This is a genomic window from Dactylosporangium cerinum, from assembly GCF_042653625.1.
GTDB classification, from domain to species: Bacteria; Actinomycetota; Actinomycetes; order Mycobacteriales; family Micromonosporaceae; genus Dactylosporangium; species Dactylosporangium cerinum.
This window is the reverse complement of record NZ_JBHSIU010000005.1, coordinates 209,976-224,828: the sequence shown is the minus strand read 5'-3', so window position 1 is coordinate 224,828 and position 14,853 is coordinate 209,976. Positions and strand designations below refer to the sequence as shown.

Genomic DNA, 14,853 nt, shown 5'->3' with positions numbered 1-14,853 from the left:
CCGACCTTGTCCATCGCCTCGGCGATGATCTCGCCGACCGTGGAGTCACCGGCGGAGATCGACGCGGCCGCCGCGATCTGCTCCTTCGTCTCCACGTCCTTGGCGATCCCGGCCAGCTGCTCGATGACGGAGGCCACCGCCGCCTCGATGCCGCGCTTCAACGCGAGCGGGTTCGCACCCGCGGCGACGTTGCGCAGGCCCTCACGGACCAGCGCCTGGGCGAGGACGGTCGCGGTCGTCGTGCCGTCACCGGCGACGTCGTCCGTCTTCTTCGCGACCTCCTTGACCAGCTCGGCACCCAGCTTCTCGTAGGGATCCTGAAGCTCAATCTCCTTGGCGATGCTCACACCATCGTTGGTGATGGTGGGCGCACCCCACTTGGTGTCCAGGACGACGTTGCGGCCCCGCGGGCCGAGCGTCACCTTCACCGTGTCGGCGAGGGTGTTCATCCCTCGCTCAAGTCCGCGGCGGGCTTCTTCGCCGAAAGCGATCAACTTGGCCATCTGTGTCGTCCTCTGGATCGGTGTGCCAAAACGGGGCGGCACTGCTCGGACCGACCTGCGATGACCGTGGCGGAAACGGTCACAACCGAATGCGGCTGGCACTCGCATAGGTCGAGTGCTAACACCGGTGTAGCACCCACGGTGTTGGAACACAACCTCCGGCGCCGTTCGCGGGCGTCGAACAGGCGTATGGTGGGCGTGTCGCTCCCACTCGTTGGCGATCGGGTCCACGCTTGCCGGCCCGCCTTGATCGCCTTGATGGAAGCGGGCCACCGTGCTCACCACCGCCCAGCGTGCCACTGTCGTCCCACCCGGCCCGCCGTCCACACCCCGGCTGGAGCTCGCCGAGGAGCGCACCAACGTGTCCGTCCTCGACGGCGGCTGGTGGCCCCGGTCGACCGATCCGGTGGCCGAGCTGCCGGGGCTGGTCGTCGCGCTGACCGCCCGCTACGGACCGATCCATCGGCTGATGCTCAACGCCGACGCCTGGGACACCCGGGTGCGGCGGCTGGCGGTTCCCGACGGCGTCGTGCGGATCGGCTGGTTCGACACCCTGAATCCGGCGGTCGTGGTCGCCACCACCGGCCGTGGCGTCCAGATCGACCTGCTCGTCGTGCCACCCACGACCGGCGAGGCCGACGCCAAGGCGATGATGGCCGCCGCGGCGGACCCCGGCAACCGTCTCCGCGCGGCGGCCATCCTCAACCCGGCGTAGCTCCCTTCCTGTGCCGCGTGCGGGCCAGGTGCGGGCGGGGTAGCGTGGGCAGGGCCTCCCCAGACCCTGGTGACGCAGTGTTTCGCCGTCACGCCTCCCACGGTTGGGGATACCTCATGAGCACGTCTGTTCAGCCGACGCCGGGCAACCTCGGCAGTCAGTACGCCCAACTCTCCCGCCGCGTGAAGCAGGCCGGGCTGCTCGATCGCCGCGGCGGTTACTACGCGACCCGGATCGTGGCCGTCGGCGGCCTGCTGGTCGCCACCTGGACGGCGTTCGTGCTCATCGGGCAGTCCTGGTGGCAACTGCTCACCGCAGTGCTCCTGGCGGCGCTGTTCACGCAGGTGGGGTTCATCGGCCACGACGCCGGACACCGCCAGATCTTCCGATCCCGCCGCGCCAACGACCTCCTCGGCCTGTTTCACGCCAACCTCGCCATCGGGCTGAGCTACGGCTGGTGGATCGACAAGCACAACCGGCACCACGCCAACCCCAACACCGAGGGCGCCGACCCGGACATCGTCGTGGTGCCGCTGGCGTTCACCGCCGGTCAGGCCGGAGGGCTGCACGGACTGCGCGCGGCCGTCGTGCGCGTGCAGGGCTACCTGTTCCTGCCGCTGCTGACGCTCGAGGCGATGAGCCTGCACCTCAGCAGCGTCCAGGCCGTGTTCCGGGCGAAACTGCGCCGCCGCCCGACCGAGATCGCGCTGCTGGCGAGCCACGCCGTGCTGTACCTGGCGGCGGTCTTCGTCGTCCTCAGCCCGCTGCAGGGCCTGGTGTTCATCGCCGTGCACCAGGGCCTCTTCGGCGTCTACCTGGGCAGCGCCTTCGCCCCGAACCACAAGGGCATGCCGATCCTCGACGCCGACAACGACCTGGACTACCTGCGCCGCCAGGTGCTTACCTCCCGCAACGTCCGCGGCGGCTGGCTCATCGACACCGCGCTGGGCGGCCTGAACTACCAGATCGAGCACCACCTCTTCCCGAGCATGCCGCGCCCCAACCTGCGCCGCGCCCAGGTCCTCGTCCGCCGCTTCTGTGCCGAGAACGGCGTCGACTACTGCGAAACCAGCCTGTGGCGGTCCTGGCGCGAGGTGCTGCGCCACCTGGACGGCGTAGGCGCCACCCTCGCCCCATCCCGGCACTGATTGCCTGCTCGGAAGTCGCTTTTTGTTGTATGCCCCTGATCCCAGGAGCATCAATCCGGCGACGCCTGCACCCGAGGGTGTCTGCGGGCCTTCGCTCCGTGGGCGGGGTGGATCATTCCGGTGATCGAAGGTGTGTGCTGGTTGTGCGGGCGGCCCCTGCGCTCCCTCGATCATGGGGGTGAGATCAACCTGCGAACTGCGCGACCGGACCTACCGTCGAGCGTGGGATGCGTGGGGCCATGTCTGGACGCGTTCCATGCCGTCGCACCCATTGTCAACGCCGACCCGGCACGCCGCGGACGAGCGCCGGCTCCGCCTCGGCCGTCTCAGCGGCAGCGAGCCAAGCAGGTGCGGGTCGCGCTTCACCCACCTGTGTGGCCTGTCCGTTCAGGACATGCTTTGACCGCTTTGGGTGCCAGTGCGGTGCCACAAAAATGTTCGCCGGGTTCACTGCCGCCGGTCCTCCGTTGATCGACACGAACTTCGGGGTCGCCCCCAGCAGCCACACCTTCCTGCCGATCGTGGGTGCACGACGAAGCGCCGATCCGGGTACGTCGTGCGCGACCCGAACCGGTCAACGTTTCCGGGCAAGGCGCTAGTTCGCTTGGCGGTCCGGCTCTTCGGCCAGGTCGGCGGCGTCGAGCTTCAGCAGGCTGAGCAGGCCCGAGTTCTTCGCGGTGTCGATCTCGTCCGGCATCGTCCGGTCGACCCAGTCCGCCCGGTCGTTCTGCCCGCGGCTGCGCAGGACTTCGAGGATCTTGGATTTTGCGACGTTCATGGTTGCTCCCGAAATGGTGACTGCTGGACGGTGGTCATCAGTCAGCCGGAATTCACCATCGCTTGCCCATCGCGCGGACTTGCCCATCGAACGGGCAGCGCGCCAGCAGAACGAACGCGCCGACGGTGCGGCTAAAAGGGAACGTCGCCCGGGGTCGGGCGGTGCCTCCGACTCTACCGCCTGCTTGGCAACGAGGTCCCAGCCGGACAAACTGTGACAAATTCATACGAAGATGCAGATAGCGCCGCAGGCAACGCCAGGCGTCACGGCCGATTGCGCCCAGGCGTGGTGCTTGCCATCGACTGGTTGGTGGCGGCATGCGATTCCGGTGTCGTGTGGGACGGCGCGCCCGTGGTCTTCCCGTGGGCACGTTTGCCGGGCAACTGCCGCCGGAACACCATCCGCGACATCCGTCTGCCACCAAAGGTGGTCGGCGGAACGTGTGGGAAGGGCGGGGCCTGTGGGCGGCCGTTGTGCTCCCCGCGTTGGGTGAGGCGAGGTGGGCGGAGTTGTGCTCTGCGCTTTCCCGCGTTGGGTGAGGCGAGGTGCGTGGAGTTGTGCTCTGCGCTTTCCCGCGTTGGGTGAGGCGAGGTGCGTGGAGTTGTGCCTTGCGCTCTCCCACGAGGTGGGCGGAATCGTGCCCTCTGCTTTCCCGCGTTGGGTGAGGCAAGGTGCGCGGAGTCGTGCCCTGCGCTTTCCCGCGTTCGGTGAGGCGAGGTGCGCGGGAGTCGTGGGTGGGGTTGGTAATGAGGTTCGTGCCACCGCCCGAGGGCGCCTTTGCCGAGCCCGAGGCGCCATGGAACTCGAGGTGCGATCGAGCCCGAGGCGGGGTCGAAGCCGAGGCGCCGTCGACCCCGAGGCGCCGTCGAAGCCGTTGCCGTCGACGCGTTTGTGGCGGTGGTTACGGGGCGGGTAAGTGGCAGACGGCTTCGACGTTGTTGCCGTCGGGGTCGCGGAGGAAGGCGCCGAAGTAGTCCGGGTGGTATTCGGGGAAGAGCCGTGGGGCGTGGAGGACCTCGGCGCCGAATGCGACCCCTGCCTCGTGGAAGGCGATGACCGTCGCGCGGTCGGCGGCGGAGAATGCGACGTGCACTTCGCGCTGGACGACGTCGATGGTGACCGGGCCGAGCCAGAAGTCGGGCTTGGTGACGCCGTAACCGGCGACGCCGGGGAACTCCATCATGCGTTTCGCGCCGAGCGGTGCGAGGACCGCGTCGTAGAACGCCTTGCTGGCGGTCAGGTCGGCGACCTGGATCCCGAGGTGGTCAAGCATGCTTCCAGTCTATGGAGACGACCGACATTTTCTCCGGGATCGGCGGGGTCAGCCGATACGTTCGACCACGTTGCCGTCACCGTCGCGGATGAGGGTGGGGCGGACGTCGACGATGAGGCCGGGGGCCTCCGGCACGGGGGAGACGCCGGCCAAGGGGACGAGCACGCCGGTCAGGTGGTCCAGGGCCTCGTCCGTCAGAACGATCTTGAGTAGGACGGGGTCGCTGTTGGTACCCAGGCCGAAACTGCCGGACGAGAACTCGACGCTGCTGTCGGGGCCGTCGACGACCAGGGTCCGTCCGAAGCGGAGGCGACCACGCAGGATCGCGGCGATGCGCTCGACCGCGTGGGCGCCGACGATCAGGCGGTAGCCGTCGCCGTCCGGGAGCCAGGCGAACTCGGCGACGGCAAGGCTGGCGGTGGACGAACCGTCGCGGCGGCGGCCGGCGGCGACCTTCTCGGCGAAGGCGGGGATGTCGGTGAGCGACTTGCGGCGCAGGTCGGTGACGAACAGTGGGGCGTGCCCGGCGGCGAGGTTGAGCACCGCCTCCACGCTCCACGTCTGGGTGGCCGCGTATTCGTCCAGGGTCATGCCGAAGACCTGCAGGAACCGGACCTTGCCGAACGGGGCGTCGATGACACCCAGCTCCGGATCCTCGACGAAGGCGATGGCGCGGATCAGGGTTTGGTACTCCAACGCGATCGGCCCATTGAGATCCATCTGATGGTTGGGCGCGAAGCCGTTGCCGCTGCTGAAGTTGTAGCGGGCCAGGTTCTGCAGGAAGTTGGCGGCCCAGACCGGCGGCTGGGTCTCGCCCGGCTGGCGGCGCACCCGGAACGTGAACTCATATCCCCACCCGGACCACTCCGCATCCGGATTGGGGGCCGAATACAGCTCGCTCATGCCGTAACTGACGATGTGCCAGTGCGGCACCGGCGTTTCGCGGGCGTAGAAGCTGATGCCATCGAGTGGATCCGGGCCGCCGAGCGACCATTTCAGCAGCGTGGCGTAATGCTTGGGCTCGATGCCGGGGTACAGGCGGTCGAGTGCGGCGTCGATGGCGTCCCAGCCAGGTGCGTCGGAGGTCACCAGCCGACCTAACCATAGTTCAGAAATCCTTCAACCCTTGCTGCGATTAGGGTTGAGGCATGAGTCGTACCATCGCGACAAACACTGACGTGAGCCGCTCCGAGCTGGTCGAGTTCCTTTCGAGCCGGCACCGGGCGCTGGTCATCACCACCCGAGCCGACGGCCGCCCGCAGGCCTCACCCGTCACCAGCGGGGTCGACGCGCAGGGGCGGATCGTCATCTCGACATATCCGGAGCGCGCCAAGACTCGCAACGCCCGCCGCGACAGCCGCGTCTCGGTTGTCGTGCTCTCCGACGAGTGGAACGGTCCCTGGGTCCAGGTCGACGGGGTCGCCGAGGTGCTGGACCTGCCGGAGGCGTTGGAGCCGCTGGTCGAGTACTTCCGCTGCATCTCCGGCGAGCATCCCGACTGGGACGAGTACCGCGAAGCGATGCGCCAGCAGGGCAAGTCACTGCTGCGCGTCACGATCGAGTCGTGGGGTCCGATCGCCACGGGTGGGTTCCCGGCCCGGCTCGCGGACTGACCCCAAAGCGGCACGGCCGCCCGCCGCCCGCCGCGCCCCGACCGCGTGCGCGATGCATCGGTGCCGCCCTGCCCCGTGCCGTGCGCGACACATCGCGGCCGTGGTGTGGCGTGCCCGATGCATCGGGTGCCGTGCCGTGCCGTGGCGTCGCGTGGCGTGCGCGAGGCATCGAGGCCGTGCCGTGGCATGTGCGACCGTGCCGTGGCTACCCGGCGTGGCTGTCGACGGCGGTGAGGCCGTCGGCGAGGACGGACAAGGCGTCGTCCGGTCGGCGCATCGCGGTCAGCAGGTCGGCCAGGTCGAGGGAGAGCTGGGCGAGCTCGCGCCGGGGGCCGGTGCGGCGATGGATGGTGATCGCGGCGCGGAGGTGCTGCTCGGCCGCGTCGAGATCCCCGGCGTCCTGGCTGAGCAGCGCATGCACGCGATGAGCCCGTGCCCGCCGCACATCAACCGCCGATCCGCCGCCGTCGGGCCGATCGGTGCCGAGCGGGCGCCGACCAGGCTCGCCACTATGAAACCCGCCGGATGGCCCGGTCACGCCGGATGGCCCGGTCACGCCGGACAGCCCGTCAACGCTGGACGGCCCAGTCGCGTCGGACGGCCCAGTCGCGTCGGACGGCCCGTCAACGCCGGACGACCGGTCGGCTTCCGCCAGCAGTGCGCGCGCCGTCGCCGGGTCGCCCAGCGCGCGATGCACCTCCGCCAGATCGACCAGCGCGTCCAGCGCCGCCGGCCCCGTCGAACGCCGCCGCGCCGCGGTCAGGTCCGCCAGCGCACCAGCCAGGTCGCCCGCCGAAAGCCGCCTCCGGGCCCGGATCCGCTGCGCCCCGGCGATCTCATCCGCAAGCCAGGACTCCAGGCTCGCGCCACTCGCCGCAACAAGCGCTGCCCTCGCCTCGGGCAGATGGTTCGACGCGGCAAGGGTCCGGGCCGTCGCCAACTGCGCCTCGACCACGCCGGCCCCCGGTCCGGCCAGCGCCAGCGCGGTCTCCGCGGCCACGCCGGCATCCTCGCCCAGGTCCGACTGGCACAGCGCCAGCACGGCGTGGATCGCCAGCACCGACACAGGATCCGGCAGCCCGGCGCGGTGCAGCTCGTCGCGGAGGTCGGTCAGCAGGTACGCGGCGTACCCCGGGTCGCCCTGCAGTCGTGCGCACAGGGCGAGCCCCACGACTGCCGGCGTCCGCAGGTGGGCAAGGGTCGACGGGATGAGGCGTCGGGCCCGCTCGAAGTGGGCTGCGGCGTCGTCGGGAGTGGCGGTCTTCAGGGCTCGACGGCCCAGTACGACCTCAGCCGTGGCCCGACGAACCGGGGGCTCGGCAGGGTCGGCGGCGCGGTGCTCGTACCAGAGCGGCGGTTGTTGCTCTTCAATCAGCTGGATCTCGATGGACAGTGCGTCGCCAGGGTGGCGGCCGGTGGTGAGCTGCGTGACGTCGACCGACAGGCGGTTGGCGAAGTGAGCGAGGGCGTCGTTGGACGGGACGCGGTGACCGTTTTCGACGGATGAGACATAGGCGGCGGTGTAGTTGGGCTCGGCGAGGTCGCGTTGGGTCAGCCCTTTGCCGGTGCGCAGGGCCAGGATCCGCCCGCCGATACCGTCACTCATGGGGCGTCACCAACGGGCGGGCGGCGGCGAGGAGCCCCCGCCGGAAGCTCTCCGCCGCACCCTCGACGTTACCGGCAGCACGCCGCTGCTCGCCCAACAACCTGCTCGTCGTCACAAGTTCGGCGGTAAGACCTGACTCCGCGTAACGATCGGCGGCGCTGCTGAGGAGTTGATCGGCGATCGGGTCGCCGGGTGTGCGGGCGCCGGCGATCCGGCCGAGGATGCGGTCCGCCTCGGCCATGCACTCCTGGTGCCGGGTGCGGTGGCAGATGCCGGCCGCCTCGGTGGCGAGCCGCTCCGCCCCGTCCAGGTCGCCGTCGAGGCGGCGCGCCTCGGCCAGCTCGAGGGTGGCGCCGGCCAGGTCCTGCACCGCGCCCACCTCGCGCAGGATGGCCCGGGCCTGCTCGAACCGCGCGGCGGCCTCGGCGACCCGGCCGACGCGGCGCAGGACGTACCCGTGTGCCCACTGGCAGATGCCGATCTCCCGGGTGAGGCCAAGATCGGTGTAGATGGCGAGGGCCTCGCCGAGGAGCCGTTCGGTGTCGGCGAGGTCGTGATCGCGCCGCAGCTGGGCGACGGTGACGCTGAACTGCGCCAGCCACTCGCGATTGCGCACCCTCGGCAGCAGCGGCAGCGCCTCGCGTTCGAGCCGGCGGGCGCGCTCGCGCCAGTCCAGCTCCAGAAACGTGTACACCAGTGCGCTGGTCAACCGGATCTGCGCGTCGGGATCGGGGTCGGCGGCGGCGCGGACGCTGCGCAACTCGGTCTCGAGCAGCGTGATCGCCTCGCCGGTCGCGCCGGTGATCTGCAGGCAGTAGGCCTCGCGGGCGACCACCGCGGCGCGCAGGGTGACGTGCTGCGGCTCGAGCAGCGTTTTCGCGGTGGTGTACAGCTGGATCGCCGCACCCACGTCGCCCCTGTGCAGCTCGACGTCCCCGGCCAGGTGAACTGCCCGGCACCGCAGCTCGGGCAGCGCGTATCGGCGGGCCCGGCGCTCGACGTCATCGGCCTTGGCGGCCGCGTCGCCCGTCCTGCCGCGGGACAGCTCGCGGCGCGCCTCGGCGAGCACGTCCGTCAGCACGTCGGCCGCGTCCGCGGGGCGACCGTGGCGCAGGTCGTCGGCGTCGACCCCGAGTGTGCCCGCTATGTGGGCGAGCGTCTCGGCAGTCGGGACGCGGACGCCCGCCTCGATCGCGGCCAGGAACGCGCGGGTGTACCGCGGCTCGGCCAGCTCCCGTTGCGTCAGCCCGCGCTCCAGGCGCAGCCGCCTGATCCGCGCGCCGAGCGACTCGTCCTCCGTCACCGCGCCACCTTCCCACATCAACTGCGTATTGACAGCCGCCTGTACGAGTCCTAGCGTTCACGCAACAACGACGGTAACTGGAGTTAATCATCCAGTTGCGCACCCCCACAGTCTCCGGCATCGGGGTGCCGGGAGCCTCCCCGCCCCGATGCCGGCCACCACCCTCCGGGAAGGAACTGCGATGCGCAGAACTGCCCTGGTGCTGTCCGTCACCGTGACCGCCGCCCTGGTCACGACCGGCGTACTCACCCACAACGCCCTCGCCGGCACCAACACCGCCGCCGCGCCACCGCCCGGCGTGGCACCCGCCGTCTTCAGCGCCCTGCAACGCGACCTGCACCTCACCCCGGCACAGGCCCGCGACCGGCTGACTCTCGACAGCCGCGCCGCGACCACCCAGCAGGTGCTGCGCAAGACCCTCGGCGCCGGCTACGGCGGCACCTGGGTCACCACCGACGGCCGGTCGGTCGCCGTCGGCGTCACCGACCTCGTCCAGCAGCAGGCCGTGCGCAACCTCGGCGCCACCCCGGTCCTGGTCGGCCGCAGCGAGGCGCAGCTCAACGACGTCGTCGCCCGGCTCGACCGGCACTCCGCCGCCGCGCCGCGCACCGTCAAGGGTTGGTACGCCGACCTGCGCGCCAACACCGTCGTCGTCCTCGGATCCGCGGCGACGGACTTCCTGGCCGCGGCCGCCGTCGACCCGTCGGCCGTCCGGGTCGAGGCGACGAGCGAGGACCCGAAGCCGTACATCGACGTGGTCGGCGGCAACGCGTACTACATCGGCAGCGGCACCCGGTGCTCGATCGGGTTCTCCGTCGACGGCGGCTTCGTTTCCGCCGGCCACTGCGGCACCACCGGCGCCCGCACCACCCAGCCGAGCGGCACGTTCCGCGGGTCGAGCTTCCCCGGCAACGACTACTCGTGGGTGCAGGTCGACGCCGGCAACACCCCACGCGGCCTGGTGAACAACTACAGCGGCGGCACCGTCGCCGTGGCCGGCTCGACTGAGGCGGCCGTCGGCGCGTCCGTCTGCCGCTCCGGCTCCACGACGGGCTGGCGCTGCGGCACGATCCAGCAGAAGAACGCCTCCGTCACGTACTCCCAGGGCACGGTGACCGGCCTCGTGCGCTCCAACGCCTGCGCCGAACCCGGCGACTCCGGCGGTTCATGGCTGTCCGGCACCCAGGCGCAGGGTGTGACCTCCGGCGGCTCCGGCAACTGCACCTCCGGAGGCACGATGTACTACCAGCCCGTCAACGAGATCCTGCAGGCCTACGGACTGACCCTCATCACCTCGGGTGGCGGCCCGGGCCCCACCGCAACGGCCACGACGACCCCGCCGCAGGGCGGAACGTGGGCACCGAACACCGCATACGCGACCGGCGCGACCGTCACCTACGGCGGCCGGTCCTACCGCTGCCTGCAAGGACACACCTCGCAGGTCGGCTGGGAGCCGCCGAACGTCCCGGCTTTGTGGTCGTAGTTCGCTGGTCATAGTTCGCGGGAATGGGGAGGAGCGGGCCCGACAGCGTCGTCGGGCCCGCTCCGTGTTTCCGCTGTCCAGGATGGCGAGGGCGGCCCGACCCGATCGCGCTCCTGGGTGTTCTGGCTGGGGCGGGCTCGCCGGGGGCGGCCCGCCTGGTTGGTCCGTCGCCGCCAGCGGTTTCAGTGCTGTCAGGTGGTGACGGGCCACCGCAGGCCGTCGACCGTCGGCGTGTCGAGGTCCTTCAGCCTGGTCCGGACCTCGGCTGCCTTCGGGTGGGCCAGATGGTCGAGCGTCTCGACGGCGCGCTGCCACGCCTGCCGCGCCGCGTCCCACCGCCCGGCGGCGGCCCAGGTGTCGCCGAGCCGGATCGAGGTGTCGGCCTCGTTGAAGCGATCGCCCTGTTCCGCGTACCGCAGCAGCGCGTCCCGGTACCGCTCGATCGCCTGTTCGTGCTCGCCGAGCCGGTGGTGGATGTAGCCGAGGCTGTCGAGGGTCGCCGCGACCCCGGCCGCGTCGCCGAGCCCCCGCTGCAGCTCCAGTGCCTCCTCACAGCACTCCAGCGCCAGGTCGTGGTCGCCGAGCCGGGCGTGGTGCCAGCCGGCCGAGTTGAGCGCCCGCGCCTGGCCGACCGGGTCATCGGCCAGCCGGAACAGGTCCAACGCCCGCTCGTCGTGCGCAACGGCCTCCGCGAACCGGTCCTGCGTCTCCAGTAACCAGGCGAGGGCGTGCTGGCACCTGGCCGCCCCGGCGTGGTCCGCACGCTCGACGAACAGGTCGAACGCCACCTGAAGGTGCCGCCGCGCCTCGACGTGCCGTCCACTGCGGATGTATCCGCTCGACAGGCTGCGGTGCGCCAGCGCGAGAGCCGCCGTGTCACCCAGCCGCTCGGCGGCGCCGACCGCGGCCCGCTGCGTCGCGATCCAGTCGCCCCAGTGCCCGCCCCGATCGAGATGGTCGGCCATCGCCCAGGCCAGCCGCCACGCCTCCCGGTCGAACCCGCACGCGACCGCCACCTGCACCGATGCGATGAGCGCCCGCTGCTGCGCCGCGAACCACTCCGCAGCCGCCGCCTCGTCGGCCGGCTCGTCCAGAGAGGCGGACCCGCCGTCCACGGAGGTGTGCCCGTTCGCGGACGTGTGCCCGTCAACGGACGTGTGCCCGTCAACGGACGTGTGCCCGTCTGCGGACGTGTGCCCGCTCCCCACGGCGGTGCGCCTGTCAACGGAGGCGAACCCGATTCCCGCGGAGGCATGCCCCTCAACGGAGGCGGGCCGGCCGTCCACGTCGCCGAGGTCCGGCACGACCGCGTCGCGATCGCCGTGCGCCGGTGCCCGGTCCGTCCGCGCGGCAACTCGTCCGGGCTGGCCGGGCTCGCCTGCGTCGGCCTCGCCGGAACCGCTGAAGGACGCCGGCCGCGGCCGGGTGGTCTGCGGCATGGAGGCAAACGGCGTGGATGGGGGCGGCGTGAATAAAGGTGGCGTGGATGCAAGGGGCGTAGGCGGAAGCGGCGCGGAGGGAAGGGGCGCCGAGGCAAGCGGCGTGGACGGAGGCAGCGTAGACGGAAGGGGCGTGGACGGAGGCAGCGTGGAGGGAAGGGGCGTCGAGGCAAGCGGCGTAGACGGAAGGGGCGCGGGGGGAAGGGCCGCGGAGGCAGGAGGCGCGGGCGAGCGCGGTGTGGAAGGAAGCGGCGCGGGGGGAAGAGGCGCGGAGGCAGGAGGCGCGGGTGAACGCGGTGTGGAAGGAAGTGGCGCGGTGGGAAGAGGCGCGGAGGCAGGAGGCGCGGGTGAACGCGGTGTGGAAGGAAGTGGCGCGGTGGGATCGGGGGCGGGGTTGAGGCCGGCTGGGTGGCGGGACGGGTTGAGGATCATGGCGGCCGTGGTGGCGGCGCGGGTGTAGTGCTCGATGAGGCGGCGGCGGGCGGCGGCGCGCTCCTGGGCGGGCTCGTCGCGGTGGGCAAGGCCCGACGCGTAGGCGCACAGCAGATCGTGCATGCCGAAGCGGCCGGGACGGGGTTCGATGATGAGCTGGGCGCGGACCAGCTCGGCCAGCAGGGGACGTACGGCGGCGACGGGCAGGCCGGCGAGGGCCGCGGCGGCGGGGACGCCCAGCTCGGGGCTCGGGTGCAGGCCGCCGAGGCGGAACAGGCGTTGGGCCGGTGGGGTGAGGCGCTGATAGGACCAGGAGAAGACGGTCTCGACGTCGGCCTTCGGGTCGTCGGAGCGCAGGGCGTCGAGGCGGCCGTGGGCGCTGGACAGCTCGGCCGCTATCGCCGCGAGGCTGAAGTCGGGGTGCAGGGCGGCACGGGCGGCGACGACGGACAGGGCAAGGGGCAGGCGGGCGCAGGCGGCGATGATGCTGTCGACCGCCTCGGGCTCGCGGGCGGTGCGGGCGGCGCCGATGCGACCGGCGAGCAGAGTGCGGGCGTCGGCGGCGTCGAGCAGGTCGAGGGTCACGGGACGGGCGCCGTCGATCGTGACCAGGGCGGGCAGATCGATGCGGCTGGTGATCAGAACGAGGCTGCCACCGCCGCCGACAACGCCGCCACCGCCACTACCGCCGGCGTCGCCACTACCGCCGGCGTCGCCAGCGCGGCCATCGTCGTCACCAGCGCCGCCAGGGCCGGCGCCGCCGACCCCGGCGGGGAGCAGGGGGCGGACCTGCTCAGCGGTCGCGGCGTTGTCGAGCACGATCAGCATCTGCTTGTCGCGCAGCAGGCCGCGATACATCCCGGCGCGAGACTGCGGGTCGGCCGGCACCTGGGCGGGCGGGACCCCGAGCAGGCCGAGGGCGACGCTCAGCGCGTCAGCCGGAGCCACCGGGTGACGGCTGCTGGGCCCGAAGCCGCGCAGGTCCAGAAACAGCTGGCCGTCGGGGAAGAGCCCGGCGACCCGGTGCGCCCAGTGCACGGCGAGCGCGGTCTTGCCGACGCCCGCGGTGCCGGACAGCACGATCGGGCGCCGGCCGGCGGTCAGCCGGTCGAGCAGGGCCAGTTGCCAGGTCCGGCCGGCGAACGTCGCCAGATCGGCGGGCAGTTGCCGGGGCGCGACCCCGGGCCGGTCGCGGGTCCCCTGAACGGTGTGGTCCGCGGCGCGGTGCTCCTCGACCCGGTCGCGGGCCGAGGCCAGGGCGGCCTGCTCCGCCGGGGTGGCGCCGAGGAGCCGGACGAGGTCGTCGAAGCGGTCCGTCGGCGGCAGGACCCTTCCGGCCAGGTATTCGCCGATGATCCCGTGCGACCAGCCGGTGCGGGCGGCGAGCTGCCGGTAGGTCAGCGGGGGACGTCCGGTGGTGCGGGCCTGCCGGCGGCGCAGGTCGCGCAGGAGGTTCGCCAGCGCCGGCATGGTCGTCACCGTCGCGGGGCTGCCCTGCATGTCGTCCACTGCCGCGATCCTCGCCTACCGCTCGTCCCGCAAAACCTACCGTTCGACTTGCGAAATCAACCGCTCGTCTCGCAGCTCCCAGTGTCGCCGGTCATTGCAACCTGCGCACCTCGCGCGGCAGGCTGCGCATCCAGGCCCGCAGCAGGGGCGTGACGGTGCGGGTCAGCGGGCTCGCCGGCGCATCGTCGATCGGTGATGCCCCGGTGAGCGACAGGTGCTCGCCGGCGAAGACGAACGGGTCGATCAGCGGCGTCGGCCGGTGCCGGTCGTGGGCGTCGCTGCGCCCGAGCGCGTCCTCGACCAGGGCGCGGAAGTCGGCCGGCGGCACGTCCTCACGGACGGCGCGGATCGCCTCGTGCAGGTGGCGGCGGACGCCGAGTTGCTGCTCGTGGGCCGGGGAGCCGACGCCGACGAGGAATGTCAGGTAGGTGCGGATGAGCCTGCCGTCGGTGCGGTCCAGGTAGCACTCGACGGACTTGGTCCAGCCGGCGCGGGCGACGGAGAAGCCGAGCCCGACGTGGGTGCCGTCGGCGGCGACGAGGCGGTGGCAGCCGCCGGCGCGCAGCGGACCGGCCAGCTCCGGCGCCCAGACGGGCCGGTGGGCGCCGGCCGCGACCATCCGCTCGACGGTGGCGGCGGCCGCGGCGGCGACCCGGCCGCCCGCGACGCTGCCGAGGCCGAGCACGACCGCGGGAGCCATGGGCGTGACCGCCCGCTCGAAACTGGGGATCACGTCGGAGAGCAGGACCGCCTCGAGGGTGCCGCCGGCGGTGACGGCGGCCATCGGGTCGCCGATGGTCAGCGCGGCCATCGACACGAACGCCGCGCCGGCGAACTCGGCGTCGGTCGGGTCGTCGTCGGGGACGAGCGCTGCGGGGCCGCCGAGGATGCGCCGCAGGAGGGGGTCGACGTCACCGACGACCGCCGCGAACAGGCCCGGTGGGCCGGCCGCGGTCGAAGGAGCCCGCCGGTGCGGCGTGCGGCGGTGGACGGACTGCTGGCGATGTCTGCGTTTGTGGCTACGACCACGGCTCCCCGGACCCATGCCTGC

Annotated in this window: 12 protein-coding genes; 4 read left to right on the top strand and 8 right to left on the bottom strand. The window is 71.9% G+C overall.

Annotated elements, in window-relative coordinates:
• Positions 1-503: TCP-1/cpn60 chaperonin family protein (locus ACFPIJ_RS04475; protein ID WP_380113296.1), on the bottom strand; the 503-nt coding region annotated here is incomplete at its 3' end.
• Positions 504-777: 274 nt separating this feature from the next.
• Here ACFPIJ_RS04475 and ACFPIJ_RS04470 point away from each other — a divergent pair.
• Both ACFPIJ_RS04470 and ACFPIJ_RS04465 read left to right on the top strand, forming a co-directional pair.
• A complete protein-coding gene (locus ACFPIJ_RS04470; protein WP_380113295.1) occupies positions 778-1,218 on the top strand; it encodes a DUF5994 family protein in 441 nt (146 codons plus the stop codon).
• Positions 1,219-1,334: 116 nt separating this feature from the next.
• Positions 1,335-2,366, top strand: a complete 1,032-nt coding sequence (locus ACFPIJ_RS04465; RefSeq protein ID WP_380113294.1) for a fatty acid desaturase family protein — start codon at positions 1,335-1,337, stop codon at positions 2,364-2,366.
• A gap of 595 nt (positions 2,367-2,961) precedes the next feature.
• Here the strand turns inward: ACFPIJ_RS04465 and ACFPIJ_RS04460 are convergent.
• The 3 genes from ACFPIJ_RS04460 to ACFPIJ_RS04450 form a co-directional block, all read right to left on the bottom strand.
• The gene (locus ACFPIJ_RS04460; protein ID WP_380113293.1) at positions 2,962-3,144 is read right to left on the bottom strand and encodes a hypothetical protein; all 183 of its coding nucleotides are present in this window, start codon (positions 3,142-3,144) and stop codon (positions 2,962-2,964) included.
• Between the two features lie 901 nt (positions 3,145-4,045).
• The gene (locus ACFPIJ_RS04455) at positions 4,046-4,417 is read right to left on the bottom strand and encodes a VOC family protein (RefSeq protein WP_203849243.1); all 372 of its coding nucleotides are present in this window, start codon (positions 4,415-4,417) and stop codon (positions 4,046-4,048) included.
• Positions 4,418-4,465: 48 nt separating this feature from the next.
• Complete coding sequence (locus tag ACFPIJ_RS04450) at positions 4,466-5,506, bottom strand: suppressor of fused domain protein (RefSeq protein ID WP_380113292.1); 1,041 nt, start codon at positions 5,504-5,506, stop codon at positions 4,466-4,468.
• Positions 5,507-5,565: 59 nt separating this feature from the next.
• Between ACFPIJ_RS04450 and ACFPIJ_RS04445 the strand changes: the two genes are divergently transcribed.
• Positions 5,566-6,030: a PPOX class F420-dependent oxidoreductase gene (locus tag ACFPIJ_RS04445; protein WP_380113291.1), complete on the top strand. Its 465-nt coding sequence runs from the start codon at positions 5,566-5,568 to the stop codon at positions 6,028-6,030.
• A gap of 205 nt (positions 6,031-6,235) precedes the next feature.
• Here the strand turns inward: ACFPIJ_RS04445 and ACFPIJ_RS04440 are convergent, their stop codons facing one another.
• Both ACFPIJ_RS04440 and ACFPIJ_RS04435 read right to left on the bottom strand, forming a co-directional pair.
• Positions 6,236-7,636, bottom strand: coding sequence for a hypothetical protein (locus ACFPIJ_RS04440; RefSeq protein WP_380113290.1), 1,401 nt, complete (start codon positions 7,634-7,636; stop codon positions 6,236-6,238).
• Positions 7,629-8,939, bottom strand: a complete 1,311-nt coding sequence (locus ACFPIJ_RS04435; RefSeq protein WP_380113289.1) for a helix-turn-helix domain-containing protein — start codon at positions 8,937-8,939, stop codon at positions 7,629-7,631. The genes ACFPIJ_RS04440 and ACFPIJ_RS04435 overlap by 8 nt, the downstream gene beginning before the upstream one ends.
• A 181-nt stretch (positions 8,940-9,120) precedes the next feature.
• Between ACFPIJ_RS04435 and ACFPIJ_RS04430 the strand changes: the two genes are divergently transcribed.
• Positions 9,121-10,422: a carbohydrate-binding protein gene (locus tag ACFPIJ_RS04430; RefSeq protein ID WP_380113288.1), complete on the top strand. Its 1,302-nt coding sequence runs from the start codon at positions 9,121-9,123 to the stop codon at positions 10,420-10,422.
• A gap of 191 nt (positions 10,423-10,613) precedes the next feature.
• On the opposite strand, the gene ACFPIJ_RS04425 is transcribed toward ACFPIJ_RS04430, so the two are convergent.
• Positions 10,614-13,793: a tetratricopeptide repeat protein gene (locus ACFPIJ_RS04425; protein WP_380113309.1), complete on the bottom strand. Its 3,180-nt coding sequence runs from the start codon at positions 13,791-13,793 to the stop codon at positions 10,614-10,616.
• Positions 13,794-13,893: 100 nt separating this feature from the next.
• Entirely contained in the window at positions 13,894-14,847 is a 954-nt protein-coding gene (locus ACFPIJ_RS04420; RefSeq protein WP_380113287.1) for a hypothetical protein, read from the bottom strand.
• Positions 14,848-14,853: the final 6 nt, after the last annotated feature.